We start from the raw sequence: 16013 nt of genomic DNA, 5'->3' as shown, positions 1-16013 counted from the left end.
CGAGGGGATGTCAGCCGATCGGCAGGCCGCCGACGGGCAGGCCCTTGCCGGGCAGTCCGCTCTGGGCGGCGGAGCCGGCCGTGTCGCCGACCGCCTTGCCCGCGGAGCCCGCGAGGGTCCCGGCGGCGTCCTGGGCGGCCGGGGCGACGGTCCTGCCGGTCTGGCCGAGCGTCTTGCCCGCGGCGGGCAGCGCGGTGCCGACGGCCTCGGAGCCGGTCTTCCCGGCGGCGCCGGTGGCACCCTGGGCGGCACCGTCGACGGTGTTGCCGAGGCCCTCGCCGTCCAGGGCGGTCAGCCCGCCCAGGTTCGACCCGGCGGGCAGCTCCACGGCGTTGGCGGCACCGGCGGCGCCGACCACGGGCGCCGCGGTGGCGGCGACGAGGAGGGCGGCACGGGCGATCCGGCGGCTCAGGGGGAGGGACATGTTGCTCCTTCTGGGGGGACGTGGGGCGCGGGCCGTGAGGCGGCCGTCGCGCCGTCCGGGCCGGTCCGCCCGGCCCTGCGACGCCGTGACTACCGCGCCGGAGCGGCGAAGGTTGCGGCACCACGGGATCACGAATCGGTAACGCGTCAGATTGTCGGCCTCCCCGACAAGCGGCCCGGTGGCTCCTCGGCCGAATGCTTTCCGCAGCCTCTGAACTAGGCGTATCCGCGCCCGCCCGGCCGCCCCGCGACCGCCCGCGCACCCCCGGCCGGCGCTCCGCACACCCCACCGTCCGGGCGACCCCCTCGCACGGACGTGCAGCCGGTCCGCGGCGGCCCCGAACGTGCGGCTCGGCCACTGCGGGTGGCACCCGGCGGCTCGCCTCGCCGGGGCCCGGGCCGTTCACCACGACAGGTCCCGGACCACCGGCGGACGTTCCGGCACGCACCGCACCAGCCGGGCCGCCGGGTCGTCCAGGGACGCCGTGAACCGCGCCGGCCACGTCTCCTCGGGGCCGAGGTAACGGGTCAGTTTGCGGACCGCGCGCGACCGGTCCAGCGCGACCACCTCGGCGGTGCCCCGGCAGGTCACCGAGAGCACCTGGCCGGTGGCGAGGTCGCAGGTGTCCACCACCAGGGCCACGGTGGGGTCTTCGGCCAGCCGCCGCTCCAGCCGCGCGTACGCCCCCGTGAGCCACCAGAACGCGTTCTCCTCCCAGAGGAACCACACCGGCCGCACGGTCGGTCCTGCGGTGGCGACGCGGGCCACCAGGGGGCGGGACAGGAAGTCGTGCACGTCGAAAGAGCTCATGTCCGAACGGTAAGGGCCGCCGCCGTGGCCGCCGGCCCGTCGAAAGGCCGGGTCAGCCCGCGGAGAGCACGATCCGCACCTCGCCGGTGCCGTCGCCCGCCGCCTCCCGGGCCGCCGTCTCCCAGCCGCCTCCGGTGCGCCAGGAGCGGCCCGCGTAGGTGACCTCGGTCACCCCGAGCTTCGTGGCGTGGGCGACCGCCCAGTGGGCCAGCTCCCAGCCACGGCGCTTGCCGTCCGCCGAGGGGACGGGCACCTCGACCACCCGGGGACCGTCCGCCGCCCCGTCCGCGCCGGACGCCGAACCGGCCGCGCCGGCGGCCGGCAGCACGTCCTTGCCGAAGTCCCGGGTCAGCGCCGCGCGGACCGCCTTCTCGTCGCCGGGCTCCTCGGTGGCGCCGCCGCAGGTCAGCGTCTCGGCGGCCCGGCCGGTGAGGGCCGCCGCCAGCAGCGAGGCGTCCCGCTCGTGCTTGGCGTACGCCTGCGGGAAGCCGCTCTTCTGGACCCGCTGGGCCGCCACCGTCAGCGGCAGCCGGGAGTAGCCGGGGACCTCGGCCAGGTGCTCGTAGAACTTCTCCGAGGAGTAGACCGGGTCCATGATCTGCTCGGGTGTCCCCCACCCCTGCGAAGGCCGCTGCTGGAAGAGGCCGAGCGAGTCGCGGTCGCCGTAGTCGATGTTGCGCAGCGAGGACTCCTGGATGGCGGTGGCCAGCGCGATCGTCACCGCCCGCTCGGGCATGCCCTTGCCGGTGCCGACCGCCGAGATGGTCGCCGCGTTGACCGCCATCACCGCGCTCAGCTCGTAGGTCTCGGCGGGGTCGTCGGCGGACCGGACCACGCACCGGGCGCTCGCCGGGGCACCGCCGCGCTGCTGCGCCGCCAGGTACCCGGCGAGCGCCAGCAGCACGACCAGGGCCGCGCCGACGCGCAGCACACGGCCGCGCCGGAAGAAGGAGGGCTCAGACACGCTGCCCAAGGTACTGGAGCGGCCCGGGGGAGTGCCGGGGCGCCCGGGATCCCCGCGTTAGGGTCGCGGTCATGGCTCAGACTCCCCTTGACCTCACGCTCGACGCCGCCGCCCTCACCGCCGCCCTCGTCGACCTTCCCTCCGAGAGCGGCGAGGAGCGCGCCCTCGCCGACGCGGTCGAGGCGGCGCTGCGCCCGCTGCCGCACCTGACCGTCGACCGGTTCGGCAACAACGTCGTCGCCCGGACCCGCCTCGGCCACGACGAACGGGTCATCCTCGCCGGGCACATCGACACCGTGCCGATCGCCGGGAACGTCCCCTCCCGGCTCGACCCGGACGGCGTCCTGTGGGGCTGCGGCACCTGCGACATGAAGTCCGGCGTCGCCGTCCAGCTGCGCATCGCCGCCACCGTCCCCGAGCCCAACCGCGACCTGACCTTCGTCTTCTACGACAACGAGGAGGTCGCCGCCGACCTCAACGGTCTCGGCCACGTCGCCACCGCCCACCCCGACTGGCTGGAGGGGGACTTCGCCATCCTCCTGGAGCCCTCCGACGGCCAGGTCGAGGGCGGCTGCCAGGGCACCCTGCGGGTGCTGCTGCGCACCACCGGCGAGCGTGCCCACTCCGCCCGCTCCTGGATGGGGTCGAACGCCATCCACGCCGCCGCGCCCGTCCTGGACCGGCTCGCCGCCTACCAGCCGCGCTACCCGCTCATCGACGGCCTGGAGTACCGCGAGGGCCTCAACGCCGTCGGCATCGAGGGCGGAGTCGCGGGCAACGTCATCCCGGACGCCTGCACCGTCACCGTCAACTTCCGCTACGCCCCCGACCGCACCCCCGAGGAGGCCCTCGCCCACGTCAAGGAGGTCTTCGACGGCTGCGGCGTGAGTGAGTTCGTGGTCGACGACCACAGCGGCGGCGCCCTGCCCGGTCTCTCCCACCCGGCCGCCGCAGCCTTCGCCGAGGCCGTCGGCGGCACCCCGATGCCCAAGTACGGCTGGACCGACGTGGCGCGTTTCAGCGCGCTCGGCGTCCCCGCCGTCAACTACGGTCCCGGCAACCCGCACCTCGCGCACCGGCGCGACGAGCGGGTCGACACCGCCAGGATCCTGGACGCCGAGAAGCGCCTGGCGAGCTGGCTCACCGCCTGAGCCGCGGGCCGGCCCCCGCCCGCCCGTTCACCGCTTCCGGGCGGCCACGGCCGCTTCCGCCCGCCGTAACAGCGCTCCGCCTAGGCTGACATGGCAAGACGTACGCCGGGACCCCCGGCGGACGGCGCCGGAGTACCGGAAGGGAAGGGGAGTACATGGCCACTCCACAAGCAGCGGATGTGCCCGAGGAGCAGCGGCTCGGCCCCGTCGTGCGGCGGCGCGAGCAGATCCAGCCCGGCACCACCGACCAGCGGCTGCTGGACAGCAAGAGCGACTCCAGCTGGGTGCACACCGACCCGTGGCGGGTCATGCGCATCCAGTCGGAGTTCGTGGAAGGGTTCGGCGCGCTCGCCGAACTCGGCAGCGCCATCAGCGTCTTCGGCTCGGCCCGCACCGGCCCGGAGTCCTTCGAGTACCAGACCGGCGTCGAGCTGGGCAAGGCCCTCGTGGAGGCCGGGTTCGCGGTCATCACCGGCGGCGGGCCCGGCGCCATGGAGGCGGCCAACAAGGGCGCCCGCGAGGCCGGCGGCGTCTCCGTGGGCCTCGGCATCGAGCTGCCCTTCGAGCAGGGCCTCAACCGGCACGTCGACATCGGCGTCAACTTCCGCTACTTCTTCGTCCGCAAGACGATGTTCGTGAAGTACGCGCAGGGGTTCGTGGTCCTGCCCGGCGGCCTCGGCACGCTGGACGAGCTGTTCGAGGCGCTGACGCTGGTGCAGACCCGCAAGGTGACACGGTTCCCGATCGTGCTGTTCGGCAAGGAGTACTGGAGCGGGCTGGTCGACTGGCTGCGGGACACCGTGGTCGCGCAGGGCAAGTGCGCCGCCAAGGACCTGCTGCTCTTCCACCTCACCGACGACGTCGAGGAGGCCGTCGCCCTGGTCACCAAGGAGACCGAGCCCCGCCGCCACCCCGGTTCGGGCCCGGCGGTCGCCATCGGCTCCTGACCGTGCCCCGGCCCGCCGCCCCGGTACCGGCCGGGGCGGCGGGGGGCCGGGTCAGCGGCCGGGGGCGCCGGTGCGGGCGTAGCGGCCCGGGGCGGTGCCCACCACCTTCCTGAAGTGCCGGTCCAGGGGCGACTGGTCGTAGAAGCCGGCCGCCACCGCCACCTCGCCCGGCGGCAGTCCGTCGAGCAGCAGGCGCCGGGCCCGGCCGACGCGCGGCGTCGTCAGGTACTGGCGCGGCGCGATGCCGAAGGCACGGACCAGGTGGGCGGGGTGGGTGTGCGGCAGGCCGGCCGCCTCGTCCAGGGTCAGGCCCTGGCGCGGCCGCCGCCCACGGCGAGGCGCTGGCCGGGGCGCTGCCCCGGGCCGTCCTCACCTCGGACCTCTTCGCCACCGGCCACGACCGCGACAACCGCGCCGCCGTGCGGGCCGTCGGCAAGGACCGGCCGGACCTGGTGGGCCTCGCCGTGCACGGCCCGCGCAACGCGGTGGACAAGGTGCTCAAGGGCGCGCGGACGCACCCCTGAGCACCGGCGCCCGGTCAGTCCTCCGGCGCCGTGTCCCGGCGGGCGGCCAGCTCGCGGAGTTCCTCCTCGGCGAGGGCCAGCCCGAACACCTCGCGCAGCGTCCCGTCCAGGGCGTCCGGCGCGACCTCCCGCTCGGTGGTGGTCCCGTCGGGGCGGGTGGTGACATGGGTGAGGCCGTCCAGGGCGTGGTGCAGCGCGGGGGTCATGCGCTGGACGAAGAGCCGCCGGACGAACGGGGAGCCCGGGTGGCTGCCCACGTAGTGGCTGGCGACGGCGTAGTCGACCGGGTACTGGGCGGTGAGCGTGAAGGTGAGCCGGTCGATCCAGGAGCCGGGGACCGCCTCCGTGCCGGGTGCCGACTGGTACAGCCACCACTGGTCGATCCCGTGGGTGCCCGGCCGCCGCTCCAGCCGGTGCCGCCAGCCGTCGTACGCGGCACGGGCCCCGTCGGCCAGCTCGATGGGCCCGAGCGGACCGGAACCGAAGCCCACGTCGCACAACCACGTGCGGGCCTCGCCGGGAACCCGCACCGCGAGCAGGCCGTGGCTGGCGGGCAGCACCTTGGCCGCACCGAGGCTGATCCGGCCCATCAGGCCGGTGACGTGGAACCCGAGGCGCTCCACGGCGGCGGCGAAGAGGCCGGCGTGCTCCAGGCAGTAGCCGCCCCGCCTCCCGTGGACGAGCCGGGCCTCGACGGAGGGCAGGTCGAGCGGCAGCTCCCGGCCGAGGGCCGCGTGCACGTTCTCGAAGGGGATGCCGGTGGTGTGGGCGCGCTGGAGGGCCCGCAGCACGGGGAGCGTGGGCTCACGCGGACCCTCGTAGCCGATCCGGGCCAGATAGGCGTCGAGGTCGAGCAGGGCGCCGGACCACCGGTCGGGCCGGTGGCCGGTCGGGCTGGGCAGGTCACGGGCGGGGGCGGCGCTCGACACGCCCCCGAGGTCGACTGACGGGCTGGTCATGCCCTCAGCCTCGTACCTTGAGGGCGCTTGAGGTCAAGCCAGCCCCCGCCGCGCCACCGCCGGCTCCCGGCGGCCCGCGATCGAGGCGACCATGTCGAGCACCTGGCGGGTCTCCGCCACCTCGTGGACGCGGTAGACCTGCGCGCCCAGCCAGGCCGAGACGGCCGTGGTCGCGAGGGTCCCGAGCAGGCGCTCCTTGACCGGGCGGTCCAGGGTCTCGCCGACGAAGTCCTTGTTGGAGAGGGAGACCAGGACGGGCCAGCCGGTGGCGGCCAGTTCGCCGAGGCGGCGGGTGGCCTCCAGGCTGTGCCGGGTGTTCTTCCCGAAGTCGTGGCCCGGGTCGATCATGACGCGGTCCCGGCGCACCCCGAGCGCGACCGCCCGCTCGGCGAGCCCGGTGGTCACATCGAGGATGTCGGCCACCACGTCCTCGTACGCGACCCGGTGCGGCCGGGTCCGCGGGCGCGCGCCGCCCGTGTGGGTGCAGACCAGACCCACGTCGTGGCGGGCGGCCACCTCCGCGAGTTTCGGGTCGGCCCCGCCCCAGGCGTCGTTCAGCACGTCGGCGCCGGCCTCGCAGACCGCCTCGCCGACGTCGTGGCGCCAGGTGTCGACGCTGATCACCACCTCGGGGTGGCGCTCGCGGACCCGGGCGACGAAACCGACCGTGCGGCGCGCCTCCTCCTCGGCGTCCACCTCGTCGCCCGGACCGGCCTTGACACCACCGATGTCCACGATGGCGGCGCCCTCGGCGACCGCCCGGTCCACCCGCTCCAGCGCCGGCAGGTCGTCGAAGGTCGCCCCCTGGTCGTAGAAGGAGTCGGGGGTCCGGTTGACGATCGCCATGATCACCGGCTCGTGCGGCGCGAACTCACGCCGTCCCAGACGCAGCATCCGTCGTACTCCTTCTCGCTCATGGTCGCCTGCGACCTTAACCGCCGTGCGCGCATGGCACGATCGGGGTCCGGCGCGCACGGGCCACGGACCCGCGCGCGTGATCCTCACAACGTACGAGCGGTGGAGTCCCCGAGATGGTCATGTTCGTGTTCCTGGTCATCGCGCTGGTCGTGGTGGTGGCGGCGGTGACGCTCGCCGCGGTGGGCGGCGGCTCGCGGCCCGTGCTGCCCGAGGCGGAACCCGAGACCGTCGCCGACACCTTCCCCGAGGACCGGCCGCTGGCCCGCGCCGACGTCGACGCGCTGCGCTTCCCCGTGGTGCTGCGCGGCTACCGGATGGCCGAGGTGGACGACGCGCTCAGCCGCCTCGGCGCCGAACTCGCCGAACGGGACGCCCGCATCGCCGAACTGGAGAGCGCCCGCGCCGGCGACCAGGCGCACGCCGTCGGCGGCCCCGGTCTCCTCGCGCCACCCCCCGAACCGGACACGGGCGAGGAGGGCCCCGCCGGTACGCCGGGCGAGGGGGAGCGGCGATGAGCGAGACGCCGACCGTCCCGGCCCGGCCCGCGGCCCCCGCCGAGGGCGCACTGCCCGGCCCCGACGGTGCCCCGCGCTGCCCCTGGGGTCTGTCCGCCGAGGACTACCTCGTCTACCACGACACCGAGTGGGGCCGCCCCGTCCACGGGGACGACGCCCTGTTCGAACGGCTCTGCCTGGAGGCGTTCCAGTCGGGGCTCTCCTGGATCACCATCCTGCGCCGCCGGGAGTCCTTCCGGGCCGCCTTCGCCGGCTTCGAGATCTCCGCCGTCGCCGAGTTCACCGAGGCCGACCGGGGCCGGCTGCTGGCCGACCCCGGCATCATCCGCAACCGCGCCAAGGTCGACGCCACCCTCGCCAACGCCCGCCTCCTCGCCGACTGGCCCGAGGGCGAACTCGACGCGCTGATCTGGTCGTACGCCCCGAAGAGCGCGGGCCCGGCGCCGCGCACCCTCGCCGACGTGCCCGCCGTCACCGACGCCTCGACCGCGCTGGCCAAGGAGCTGAAGAAGCGCGGCGTCCGCTTCATCGGCCCGACCACCGCCTACGCGCTCATGCAGGCGTGCGGCCTGGTCGACGACCACCTCGCCGACTGCGTGGCCAGAGGAACGGCCGGCCGCTGACGGGCCCGGTGCCGCGCGGGGAGCGGGTCGTCCTGCGCTCCACCGTCCCCGCCGGCGCCGACCTCCTCGACCGGACCGTCCGGGAGCCGGAGGTCGCCCTGCGGCGGCCGCCGCCCGAGGACCACGCCCGTGTGCTCGCCGTCCTCGTCGAGGGCGAGGCGGCCGGCGCCATCCGGTTCGGCGAGGAGACCGCCCCGGAGTTCCGCCACGCCGCACCGACATCTTCCCGCCGGTCCGGTGACACGGGCAGGGCCCGGGCCCCGGCGCCGTGCGCACCCTGGCCCGGTGGCTGGTGGACGAGCGCGGCCACCACCGGCCGGTGAGCGACCCGGCCGCCGCCGACACGTACGCCATCCGCGGCTACCGCGAGGTCGGCCTCGCCGCGGTCGGGACCGTGCGCGCCTCCTGGCACAACCACCGCACCGGCGCGTGGGAGAAGGGCCTGCTCCTGGAGCTGCCGGCGGCCGAGCTGACCTGAGGGACGCGGACGGCCGCCCTCCCCCTTCGGGGCAGGACGGCCGTACGTGGTGCCGGAGCGGCCCGGGCTCAGCGGCCCAGGTACTTCGGCTCCTCCTTGGCGAGGAAGGCGCGGACCGCGATGACGTGGTCCTCGGAGGTCCCGGCGCGGGTCTGGAGCTCGTCCTCCTTCTCCAGGGACTCCTCCAGCGTGTGCCCGGCGCCGAAGGCCACCGCCTCCTTGATCGCGGCCAGCGCCACCGTCGGCCCGGCCGCGAGGCGCCGGGCCAGCTCCAGCGCGGTCCCGGCCAGTTCGTCCGCGGGCACCACGCGGTGCAGGATGCCCAGCTCCAGGGCGCGCCCGGCGGTGATGTTCTGCGGGAAGAACAGCAGCTCCGTGGCGCGGGTGGTGCCGACGACGCGGGGCAGCGTCCAGGACAGGCCCGAGTCGGAGGAGAGCGCCACCCCGGCGAAGGAGGTGTTGAACTTCGCGGTGTCCGCGGCGATCCGGTAGTCGGCGGCGAGGGCGAAGCCGAAACCGGCCCCGGCGGCCGCGCCGTTGACGGCGGCCACGACCGGCTTGCGCATCCGCGTGATCGCCAGCGTGATCGGGTTGTAGTGCTCGCGCACCGTCGTCATGGTCAGCTCGGTGCCGGACTCCTTGTCCGACATCAGGTTGCCGACGTGCTCCTTGAGGTCCTGGCCCACGCAGAACGCCCGCCCGGTGGCGGTCAGCAGCACGGCGCGCACCGCCTCGTCGGCCTCGGCGGCCAGCAGGGCCTCGCGCAGCGCGACCTTCGCCTCGGTGTTGAGGGCGTTCATGGCCTCGGGTCGGTTCAGGGTGATCGTCGCGAGTCCGTCACTGACCTCGTACAGCACGGCGTCGGCCATGAGCCTGCTCCTCACAAGTTCTGCGTGTGCGTCCCGGCCCGGCACCGGGTTCCCGGGCAAGCATCCCCCAGGGGCGGCCGCCTCGTGCGGCGCGGGGGTGTGTGACCTGCGTCAAAGAAAATCGGGCCGCCAGGGTGTATGCGGCGGCGCAGTATCGCAGCCGCATCGCCGAATTGGGTGGTTTTGCTCAAGCGCGTTGCGTAAGCGATGCCGGCCGATGTTGGTCATCGGGTCCGGGGATGCGGGATAATGGCAGGGAAGCAATGTGTTCGATGCCGGTGACACAGCGCCTGTCATGGGGCCGCCGGCTGCGACGAGCTGGTTTCAGGAAGGGGAACGAGCATGGCGGCCATGAAGCCGCGGACGGGTGACGGCCCGCTCGAGGTGACCAAGGAGGGGCGGGGCATCGTCATGCGGGTTCCGCTCGAAGGTGGCGGGCGACTCGTCGTCGAGCTGACCCCGGACGAGGCGGACGCACTGGGCGATGCCCTCAAGAAGGTCGTCGGCTGACACACATAGCGATGAACCTGTGAAGCCGCCCCCGGCACCGTACGCGGTACCGGGGGCGGCGTCGTGCCCGGGGTCGGGGCCGGCCGTGTCAGCGCCTGACGCCGCAGAGCAGACCGTCGCCGACAGGCACCAGCGAGGGGATCAGCTCCGGGCTCTCGCGCACCGCGCGCACCAGCTCGCGCAGCCGCACCACCTCCACCGGCTGCGGGCCCGACTCCACGGTCCGGCCGTCGGCCAGCACGCCCTCGAAGCAGACGAGCCCGCCGGGACGCAGCAGGCGCAACGATTCAGCGAGGTACTCCAGCCCCTCCATCCGGTCTCCGTCGCAGAACACCAGGTCGTACCCGCCGTCGGCGAGGCGCGGCAGCACGTCCAGGGCGCGGCCGGGGATGAAGCGGGCCCGGTTCGCGGCGAAACCGGCCGCGCGGAACGCCTCCCGGGCGAACTGCTGGCAGTCCGGCTCGGTGTCCACGGTGGTGAGGACCCCGTCGGGGCGCATCCCGCCGAGCAGGTGGATGCCGGAGACACCGGTGCCGGTGCCGATCTCCGCCACCGCTTTGGCGTCGAGGGTCGCGCAGAGCATCCGCAGCACGGCCCCCGTCCCGGGGGAGACCGGCCGCAGTCCCGCCGCGTGTGCCTGGTCCCGGGCCCACAGGAGCGCCTCGTCCTCGGCTACGAAGGCGTCGGCGAACGTCCAGCTCGTCTGCCGGTTGCCGGTAATGGCCCTCTCCTGTCCCCAAAGTTGCCTGGCGGTGACTGTAACCGTTGGCACCGGGAACCCGCAGATGGGACCGGGCGTTGAGGAGGGGAGAGAGCGGGCCGCGCGAGGCGTCCCGGCGGGCGGACGCGAGGAGTGGCCCATGACGGCGGTGGCGGAGGCGGTGACGACGACCTGCCGCGCGGCGCGGGGAGCGCCCCGCACCGCTGTGAGCAGCGCGTTCGTGATGCCGGCCGGGGCCGGGCAGGCCGGCGAGGGCATCCGCGGGACGGCTCCGGGCGCGTCCGCGCACCCCGCACCAATTCCTGGTAAAAACTCTTATCCCGAGCTAACGGCAGGGGTGGCTATGGTAGGGGCTCCACTGGACACCACCAGAGCCGACAGGGGAGGTGCGGCTGCGGCCGGTGACCGGGGAGGTGTGCTCAGACGTCTTCTCAGGTCGGCCGGCGAGCCGAAATCCGTGACCGACACCGCTGACCGAAGCCTTCCGCGCCGCCGTACGGCAGCCCAGGGAGGTGCGCCCGCCGCCGAATCCGTGCAGACCGCGACCTTCGCCGCCGACGCGGACTCGCCGACGTGGACGCCGCCCAGCTGGGAGGAGATCGTCAGCACCCACAGTGGTCGCGTCTACCGCCTCGCCTACCGCCTCACGGGCAACCAGCACGACGCGGAGGACCTCACCCAGGAGGTCTTCGTCCGCGTCTTCCGCTCGCTGTCGACGTACACGCCCGGCACCTTCGAGGGCTGGCTGCACCGCATCACCACCAACCTCTTCCTGGACATGGTGCGCCGCAAGCAGCGCATCCGCTTCGACGCCCTCGCCGAGGACGCCGCCGAGCGGCTGCCCAGCCGCGAGCCCTCCCCGCAGCAGGTCTTCCAGGACACCCACTTCGACGCCGACGTGCAGCAGGCGCTGGACACCCTCGCGCCCGAGTTCCGCGCCGCCGTCGTCCTCTGCGACATCGAGGGCCTGTCGTACGAGGAGATCGCCGCCACCCTCGGCGTGAAGCTCGGCACCGTCCGCAGCCGCATCCACCGGGGCCGCTCGCAACTGCGCAAGGCGCTCAAGCACCGTTCGCCCGAGGCCCGCGCAGAGCGCCGCTCCCTGGCCGGGGCGGTGGCTCCGATGCCGGGAGGAGGAGGCGCGTCCACGTGAGCGGTTCACGTCCGACACCTGTCGAGCAGCACCTGGGGGACCGCCTCGCCGCACTGGTCGACGGCGAGCTGGGCCACGAGGCCCGTGAGCGGGTCCTGGCCCACCTGGCGACCTGCTGCAAGTGCAAGGCCGAGGCCGACGCCCAGCGCCGTCTGAAGTCGGTCTTCGCCACGGCGGCGCCCCCGCCCCCCACCGAGAGTTTCCTCGCCCGCCTCCAGGGGCTCCCGGCGGCCGGCCCCGACGGGCCGACCGACTCGGGTTCCGGCTTCGGCTCCGGTCCGGCGTTCGGCAGCTCCGACTTCGGTGCCGCTCCGAGCGCCTTCCGGTACGCCCCCCTCGCGCCGCCGCTCCCCGACGAGCCGGGCAAGGGCTTCCGCATCCACGACATCGGGCGCGCCGAGGCCGAGCGTTCCGCCTCGCGGGGGCGCCGGTTCGCCTTCGCCGCCGCGGGGGCCGTCTCGCTGGCCGCGCTGGCCCTCGGCGGGGTCGCCGCGGGCACCCCCGTTGACACCACGGAGCGCGCGGGCGGCAGCAAGAGCAACGTCACCCCGCTGCGCACCCAGTCCGGCACCGGGCAGGCCGCCCCCGACTCCCGCGGCCGCCGGGGCGGCTCCCCGCCCGCCTTCGCCGCGCAGGGCGAGACCCGTTCCGGACCCAGGGGCGAGGTCTCCGCCACCGCCCCGCGCCGTCCGGGCACGCCGCCGCTCCTGGAGGAGCTGGAGCCGTACCCGTACTCCGCCGCCCTGCTCAAGGCACCCGGTCCCGCGCCGCTGGACCTCCGCTCGGTACCGCTGCCCCTCGCCGCGCGCCAGGACTCCGCCGACCCCGGGGTCGCCGCCGCGCCCCCGGCCGGTGTCCCCGCCGGACCCGGCCTCTCCGCCACGCCCTGACGCGGGCTCCACCCCGCCCGCGGAGCCCGCCACGGGCCCTCGGAGAACCTGGTTGAATTCTCCGGGGGCCGCGCCCGGCCGCCGGGGGCGCGTCGGACACCCCTGTGCCAGGGCGGGCCCGGCACTCGATCCGACGGAGCAGGGCCGCCGCGCGTCCGCCGTACGCCCACCCGTCATCAGGCTGCGGGGAGACCATGGACCAGGCGAAGCCCACCGGAACGCCCGACGAGGCCGTCCCCGAGGCGGCCGGGGGCGAGACGGCCCGCACCATGACCGGCACCTCCCCGGGGGCCTTCCGGGAGCCCGGTCCGGACCGGGGCGCGTGCGACGGGACCGCGCCGGTGAGCGGTGACCGGGAGGAGCGGGGCGCGGCGTCGCACGGCTCCGCCGTCGCTGCGGAGACCACGTCCGACACGGCCCCGGACGCCGCCGAGCCGACCGCCCCGCGACTCGACCTGGGCAAGCCAGCGGGCACGACGACCGTTCCGGGCCCCCGCTCGGCGGCCGCCCCGGACGCCCCCGGCGCGGCCGACGCCCCGGCCTTCGCCGAACGCCCGCGCCCCTTGCACGCCCCCGACCCGTACAGCACGCCGCCCTACGGCGAACCGGGCCCCTGGGCCCCGGCCCCGCCGGTCCAGCGGCCGGTGCCGACCCCGGCCCACGGCACCCGTCTGCCGCCCGGGCAGTACCCCGGCACCCCGGCACACGGCACTCCCGTCCCCGAGGGCGCCCGCCCCCAGCGGGGCGGCGGCGGTGACTGGGGCCGCTACGACCCCTGGGCGGCGCCGGGAGCGCCGGCCGCGGAGGCCGGCGGCGGGCCGGGACAGCGGCGCCGGGAGCGGCGGGCCGGGCGGGGGCGGCTGGCGGGCGCGGCGCTGGTGCTCGCGCTGGTCGCGGGCTCGGTCGGCGGATACGTCGGGATGCGGCTGGAGCGGCACGGCGGCCTCGGGGCGGTCGAGCTGGAGCAGGCGGCGGGGGAGGCCGGGGAACGCGCCCCGGACAGCGTCGCGGGGATCGCCGCGCGGACCCTGCCCGGCGTCGTCACCCTGCACGTCAGCGGCGGCGAGGGCGGAGCGCTCGGCACCGGCTTCGTGCTGGACGACCGGGGCCACATCCTCACCAACCAGCACGTCGTGGACTCCGCCGGGAACGGAGGCTCGATAAGAGTCACCTTCAACGGCGGCGAGACCGCCCGGGCCCGCCTGGTCGGCGGCGACCCCGGCTACGACCTGGCCGTGGTGAAGGTCTCCGGTGTCTCGGGGCTGACCCCGCTGCCGCTCGGCGACTCCGACGACGTGCGCGTCGGCGACCCGGTCGTGGCGATCGGCGCCCCCTTCGACCTGGCCAACACCGTCACCGCCGGCATCATCAGCGCCAAGGAGCGCCCCATCACGGCGGGCGGCGAGAAGGGCGACGGCACCGACATCAGCTACGTCGACGCCCTCCAGACCGACGCCCCGATCAACCCGGGCAACTCAGGCGGCCCCCTCGTCGACGAGCGGGCCCGCGTCATCGGCATCAACAGCGCCATCCACGCCCCCGGCGGCCCCGCCCGCCAGGACGACTCCGCCGGCAGCGTCGGCCTCGGCTTCGCCATCCCCGTCAACCAGGCCAAACGGGTCGCCGAGGAACTGATCAACCACGGCCGCGCCACCCACCCGGTGATCGGGGTGACCCTCGACATGGGGTACGAGGGCGAGGGTGCCAAGGTCGGCGGCCAGGCGGCCGGGGGAGGCTCCGCCGTGACCCCGGGCGGGCCCGCCGACAAGGCGGACATCGTCGCCGGCGACGTGATCACCGAGGTCGACGGAGTCCCGGTGGCCTCCGGCGAGGAACTGATCATCAAGATCCGCTCGCACCGGCCCGGCGACCGCCTCGGCCTCACCGTCGAGCGCGCCGGCGAACCCCGCGAGGTCACCCTCGAACTGGGCTCCTCGGACGCCTCCTGAGCCGCCCGGCACCCCGCGCACGGGGACGTACGGAAGGCGGCGCGGGGGCGAACGGGGGGTGCACGGTGAGACGGGTGGGGCGGCACGGTACCGCCCGCCGGGGCGCTCCGGGTAACGTGGACCGGGCCCCGGTCGAGTGATGTCCAGCCGTGGGGCCGCGGACCGCCGCAAGGAGCTGCTAGGTGTTCAACGACATTGGTCTACTCGAGGTCCTGACGATCGTCGTGCTCGCCGTGCTCATCTTCGGCCCCGACAAGCTTCCCAAGGTCATCCAGGACGTCGCGGGCTTCATCCGCAAGATCCGGGAGTTCTCCGACAGCGCCAAGCGGGACATCCGGGAGGAACTCGGCCCCGAGTTCAAGGACTTCGAGTTCGAGGACCTGAACCCGAAGACCTTCATCCGCAAGCAGCTGGAGAGTGACGACCTCGGTCTGAAGGACATCCGCGACAGCTTCGACCTCCGCAAGGAGATGGGCGACGTCGCCGACGCGGTCAACGGCCGCGAGGAGGCCGAGTCGGTCGCCGGGCCCGCCGCCGACGGCCCCGTGGACCTCACCAAGCGCCCGGAGAAGAGCGCCCCCGTGGCGGCGGGCGAGCGTCCGCCGTTCGACATCGACGCCACCTGATCGCCCGGCGTCCGGACCAACCCGGCACCCGCCCGGCCCGTTCAATCCCGTGTCCCCGAAGCGGGGTGGCTATTCTCCCTTTGTTGTTGTCCGGACCGAGGACGCCCGAGGGGGGCGGGCCGCTCCGGACGGACGAGAGCGAGGAAGGGCCCGCAAGATGGAGACCACGGACAAGTCCCAGAGTGAGTCGTCGACCGTCCTGGACGGTCCCGGCACGGAGGACGGGGGCAACGGTGAGGCGTCCGGCGCCGAGGCGCTGAGCGGTGACGGCACGGCCCCCGACGAGGCGGGCGGCGGACCGGAGCCCGAGGAGGAACGACCCGCCCCGGCGCGCCCCAAGCGCCGGGTCCCCGTCGACGGTTTCCTGGCCGCGCCGTTCCCCTGGTACGCGCTGGACGAGGCGTACACCGGGCCGCGCCGCCTGCACCACATCGGGCAGGACGCCGACGGCACCGTCCAGCACGGCTCGCTCGGTCACGGGGACGAGCCGGTGGTCCGGGCCGACCTCGGCGACGCCGACAGCCCCCGTGAGAGGTTCGCCGTGGTGGTGACGGTCGGCGACAGCCCGGTCCGCCGCAGCGCGGACGGCACCGGTGTCCTGGAGGCGACCTCCGAGGCGTCGGCGGCCTGGCTGGCGGGGCAGGGCCTGCTCGCCGTGACCTGGCCCGCGCAGATGGACCACACCCTGCGCGACGACTGGCTGGAGCAGCAGACGGAGACCGCCTGGGCGCTCGCCGACGACCTCGACGGTCCGGCCTGGTCGACGCTGATGCTCCCGGTCGACGGGGTCTCCACGCCCTTCCACCACCGCGAGTCGGAGTTCGGCTGGGTCCTGGCCGGCTCCACCCCGGGCGGCGTCCACCTCGGCGCGTACGGGCGGGGGCTCAGCGCGTACGGGCTCGGCTTCGCCGTCGTCAAGGACGTGGCGGACTACGCCGACCCGCGGTGACACCGTTCCCGTGCTCCCCGGAGCGCGGGACGG

Annotated in this window: 17 protein-coding genes and 3 pseudogenes; 12 read left to right on the top strand and 8 right to left on the bottom strand. The window is 75.1% G+C overall.

The window, feature by feature from the left end:
• Positions 1–10: 10 nt before the first annotated feature.
• The 3 genes from Sdia_RS26855 to Sdia_RS26845 all read right to left on the bottom strand — a co-directional run bounded on the left by Sdia_RS26855 (position 11) and on the right by Sdia_RS26845 (position 2207).
• Positions 11–424: an ATP-binding protein gene (locus Sdia_RS26855; RefSeq protein WP_100454558.1), complete on the bottom strand. Its 414-nt coding sequence runs from the start codon at positions 422–424 to the stop codon at positions 11–13.
• 402 nt (positions 425–826) lie between these two features.
• The gene (locus Sdia_RS26850) at positions 827–1234 is read right to left on the bottom strand and encodes a pyridoxamine 5'-phosphate oxidase family protein (protein WP_164495058.1); all 408 of its coding nucleotides are present in this window, start codon (positions 1232–1234) and stop codon (positions 827–829) included.
• 52 nt (positions 1235–1286) lie between these two features.
• On the bottom strand, positions 1287–2207 hold the full coding sequence (locus Sdia_RS26845; RefSeq protein WP_203604971.1) for a VldE C-terminal domain-containing protein: 921 nt from the start codon (positions 2205–2207) through the stop codon (positions 1287–1289).
• 62 nt (positions 2208–2269) lie between these two features.
• On the opposite strand from Sdia_RS26845, the gene dapE reads away from it, so the two are divergent.
• Both dapE and Sdia_RS26835 read left to right on the top strand, forming a co-directional pair.
• Entirely contained in the window at positions 2270–3349 is a 1080-nt protein-coding gene (gene dapE / locus Sdia_RS26840) for a succinyl-diaminopimelate desuccinylase (RefSeq protein WP_100454565.1), read from the top strand.
• 155 nt (positions 3350–3504) lie between these two features.
• On the top strand, positions 3505–4296 hold the full coding sequence (locus tag Sdia_RS26835; protein WP_100454567.1) for an LOG family protein: 792 nt from the start codon (positions 3505–3507) through the stop codon (positions 4294–4296).
• A 51-nt stretch (positions 4297–4347) separates the two neighbouring features.
• Here the strand turns inward: Sdia_RS26835 and Sdia_RS26830 are convergent.
• Positions 4348–4659, bottom strand: a pseudogene (locus Sdia_RS26830) (helix-turn-helix domain-containing protein); the annotation flags it as partial.
• On the opposite strand from Sdia_RS26830, the pseudogene Sdia_RS26825 reads away from it, so the two are divergent.
• A pseudogene (locus Sdia_RS26825) lies at positions 4617–4820 on the top strand (DUF2000 family protein); the annotation flags it as partial. The pseudogenes Sdia_RS26830 and Sdia_RS26825 sit on opposite strands and share 43 nt — an antisense overlap.
• Positions 4821–4834: 14 nt before the next feature.
• On the opposite strand, the gene Sdia_RS26820 reads toward Sdia_RS26825, so the two are convergent.
• Positions 4835–5779, bottom strand: coding sequence for an arylamine N-acetyltransferase family protein (locus Sdia_RS26820; RefSeq protein WP_100454568.1), 945 nt, complete (start codon positions 5777–5779; stop codon positions 4835–4837).
• Positions 5780–5812: 33 nt separating this feature from the next.
• Positions 5813–6673 (bottom strand): dihydropteroate synthase, encoded by an 861-nt coding sequence (gene folP / locus Sdia_RS26815; RefSeq protein WP_100454570.1) that lies wholly within the window; start codon positions 6671–6673, stop codon positions 5813–5815.
• 137 nt (positions 6674–6810) lie between these two features.
• Here folP and Sdia_RS26810 point away from each other — a divergent pair, with 137 nt between their 5' ends.
• The 3 genes and pseudogenes from Sdia_RS26810 (at position 6811) to Sdia_RS26800 (ending at position 8313) form a co-directional block, all read left to right on the top strand.
• Positions 6811–7212 (top strand): DivIVA domain-containing protein, encoded by a 402-nt coding sequence (locus Sdia_RS26810; protein WP_100454572.1) that lies wholly within the window; start codon positions 6811–6813, stop codon positions 7210–7212.
• A complete protein-coding gene (locus tag Sdia_RS26805) occupies positions 7209–7835 on the top strand; it encodes a DNA-3-methyladenine glycosylase I (RefSeq protein ID WP_100454573.1) in 627 nt (208 codons plus the stop codon). The genes Sdia_RS26810 and Sdia_RS26805 overlap by 4 nt, the downstream gene beginning before the upstream one ends.
• 8 nt (positions 7836–7843) lie before the next feature.
• Positions 7844–8313 (top strand): annotated as a pseudogene (locus Sdia_RS26800) (aminoglycoside 6'-acetyltransferase).
• A 68-nt stretch (positions 8314–8381) separates the two neighbouring features.
• Here Sdia_RS26800 and chcB read toward each other — a convergent pair.
• A complete protein-coding gene (gene chcB, locus Sdia_RS26795) occupies positions 8382–9182 on the bottom strand; it encodes a 2-cyclohexenylcarbonyl CoA isomerase (protein WP_100454575.1) in 801 nt (266 codons plus the stop codon).
• A 342-nt stretch (positions 9183–9524) separates the two neighbouring features.
• Here chcB and Sdia_RS26790 point away from each other — a divergent pair, with 342 nt between their 5' ends.
• Positions 9525–9692 carry a DUF3117 domain-containing protein gene (locus Sdia_RS26790; RefSeq protein ID WP_003966491.1) on the top strand — a complete coding sequence of 56 codons (168 nt, stop codon included), beginning with the start codon at positions 9525–9527 and terminating at the stop codon, positions 9690–9692.
• Positions 9693–9780: 88 nt separating this feature from the next.
• Here Sdia_RS26790 and Sdia_RS26785 read toward each other — a convergent pair whose 3' ends face one another.
• On the bottom strand, positions 9781–10464 hold the full coding sequence (locus Sdia_RS26785; protein WP_100455116.1) for an O-methyltransferase: 684 nt from the start codon (positions 10462–10464) through the stop codon (positions 9781–9783).
• A 292-nt stretch (positions 10465–10756) separates the two neighbouring features.
• On the opposite strand from Sdia_RS26785, the gene sigE reads away from it, so the two are divergent.
• The 5 genes from sigE to Sdia_RS26760 all read left to right on the top strand — a co-directional run bounded on the left by sigE (position 10757) and on the right by Sdia_RS26760 (position 15980).
• Positions 10757–11566 carry an RNA polymerase sigma factor SigE gene (gene sigE / locus Sdia_RS26780; protein WP_181843953.1) on the top strand — a complete coding sequence of 270 codons (810 nt, stop codon included), beginning with the start codon at positions 10757–10759 and terminating at the stop codon, positions 11564–11566.
• On the top strand, positions 11563–12456 hold the full coding sequence (locus Sdia_RS26775) for an anti-sigma factor family protein (protein WP_100454578.1): 894 nt from the start codon (positions 11563–11565) through the stop codon (positions 12454–12456). The genes sigE and Sdia_RS26775 overlap by 4 nt, the downstream gene beginning before the upstream one ends.
• A gap of 194 nt (positions 12457–12650) precedes the next feature.
• Entirely contained in the window at positions 12651–14405 is a 1755-nt protein-coding gene (locus tag Sdia_RS26770) for a S1C family serine protease (RefSeq protein ID WP_100454580.1), read from the top strand.
• Between the two features lie 182 nt (positions 14406–14587).
• A complete protein-coding gene (locus tag Sdia_RS26765; RefSeq protein WP_100454582.1) occupies positions 14588–15031 on the top strand; it encodes a sec-independent translocase in 444 nt (147 codons plus the stop codon).
• A 157-nt stretch (positions 15032–15188) separates the two neighbouring features.
• Positions 15189–15980, top strand: a complete 792-nt coding sequence (locus Sdia_RS26760) for a hypothetical protein (protein WP_115067985.1) — start codon at positions 15189–15191, stop codon at positions 15978–15980.
• Positions 15981–16013: the final 33 nt, after the last annotated feature.

Source organism: Streptomyces diastaticus subsp. diastaticus, from assembly GCF_011170125.1.
Taxonomy (GTDB): Bacteria; Actinomycetota; Actinomycetes; order Streptomycetales; family Streptomycetaceae; genus Streptomyces; species Streptomyces diastaticus.
The sequence above is the reverse complement of the archived record's forward strand: the minus strand, read 5'-3'. Positions and strand labels throughout refer to the sequence as shown.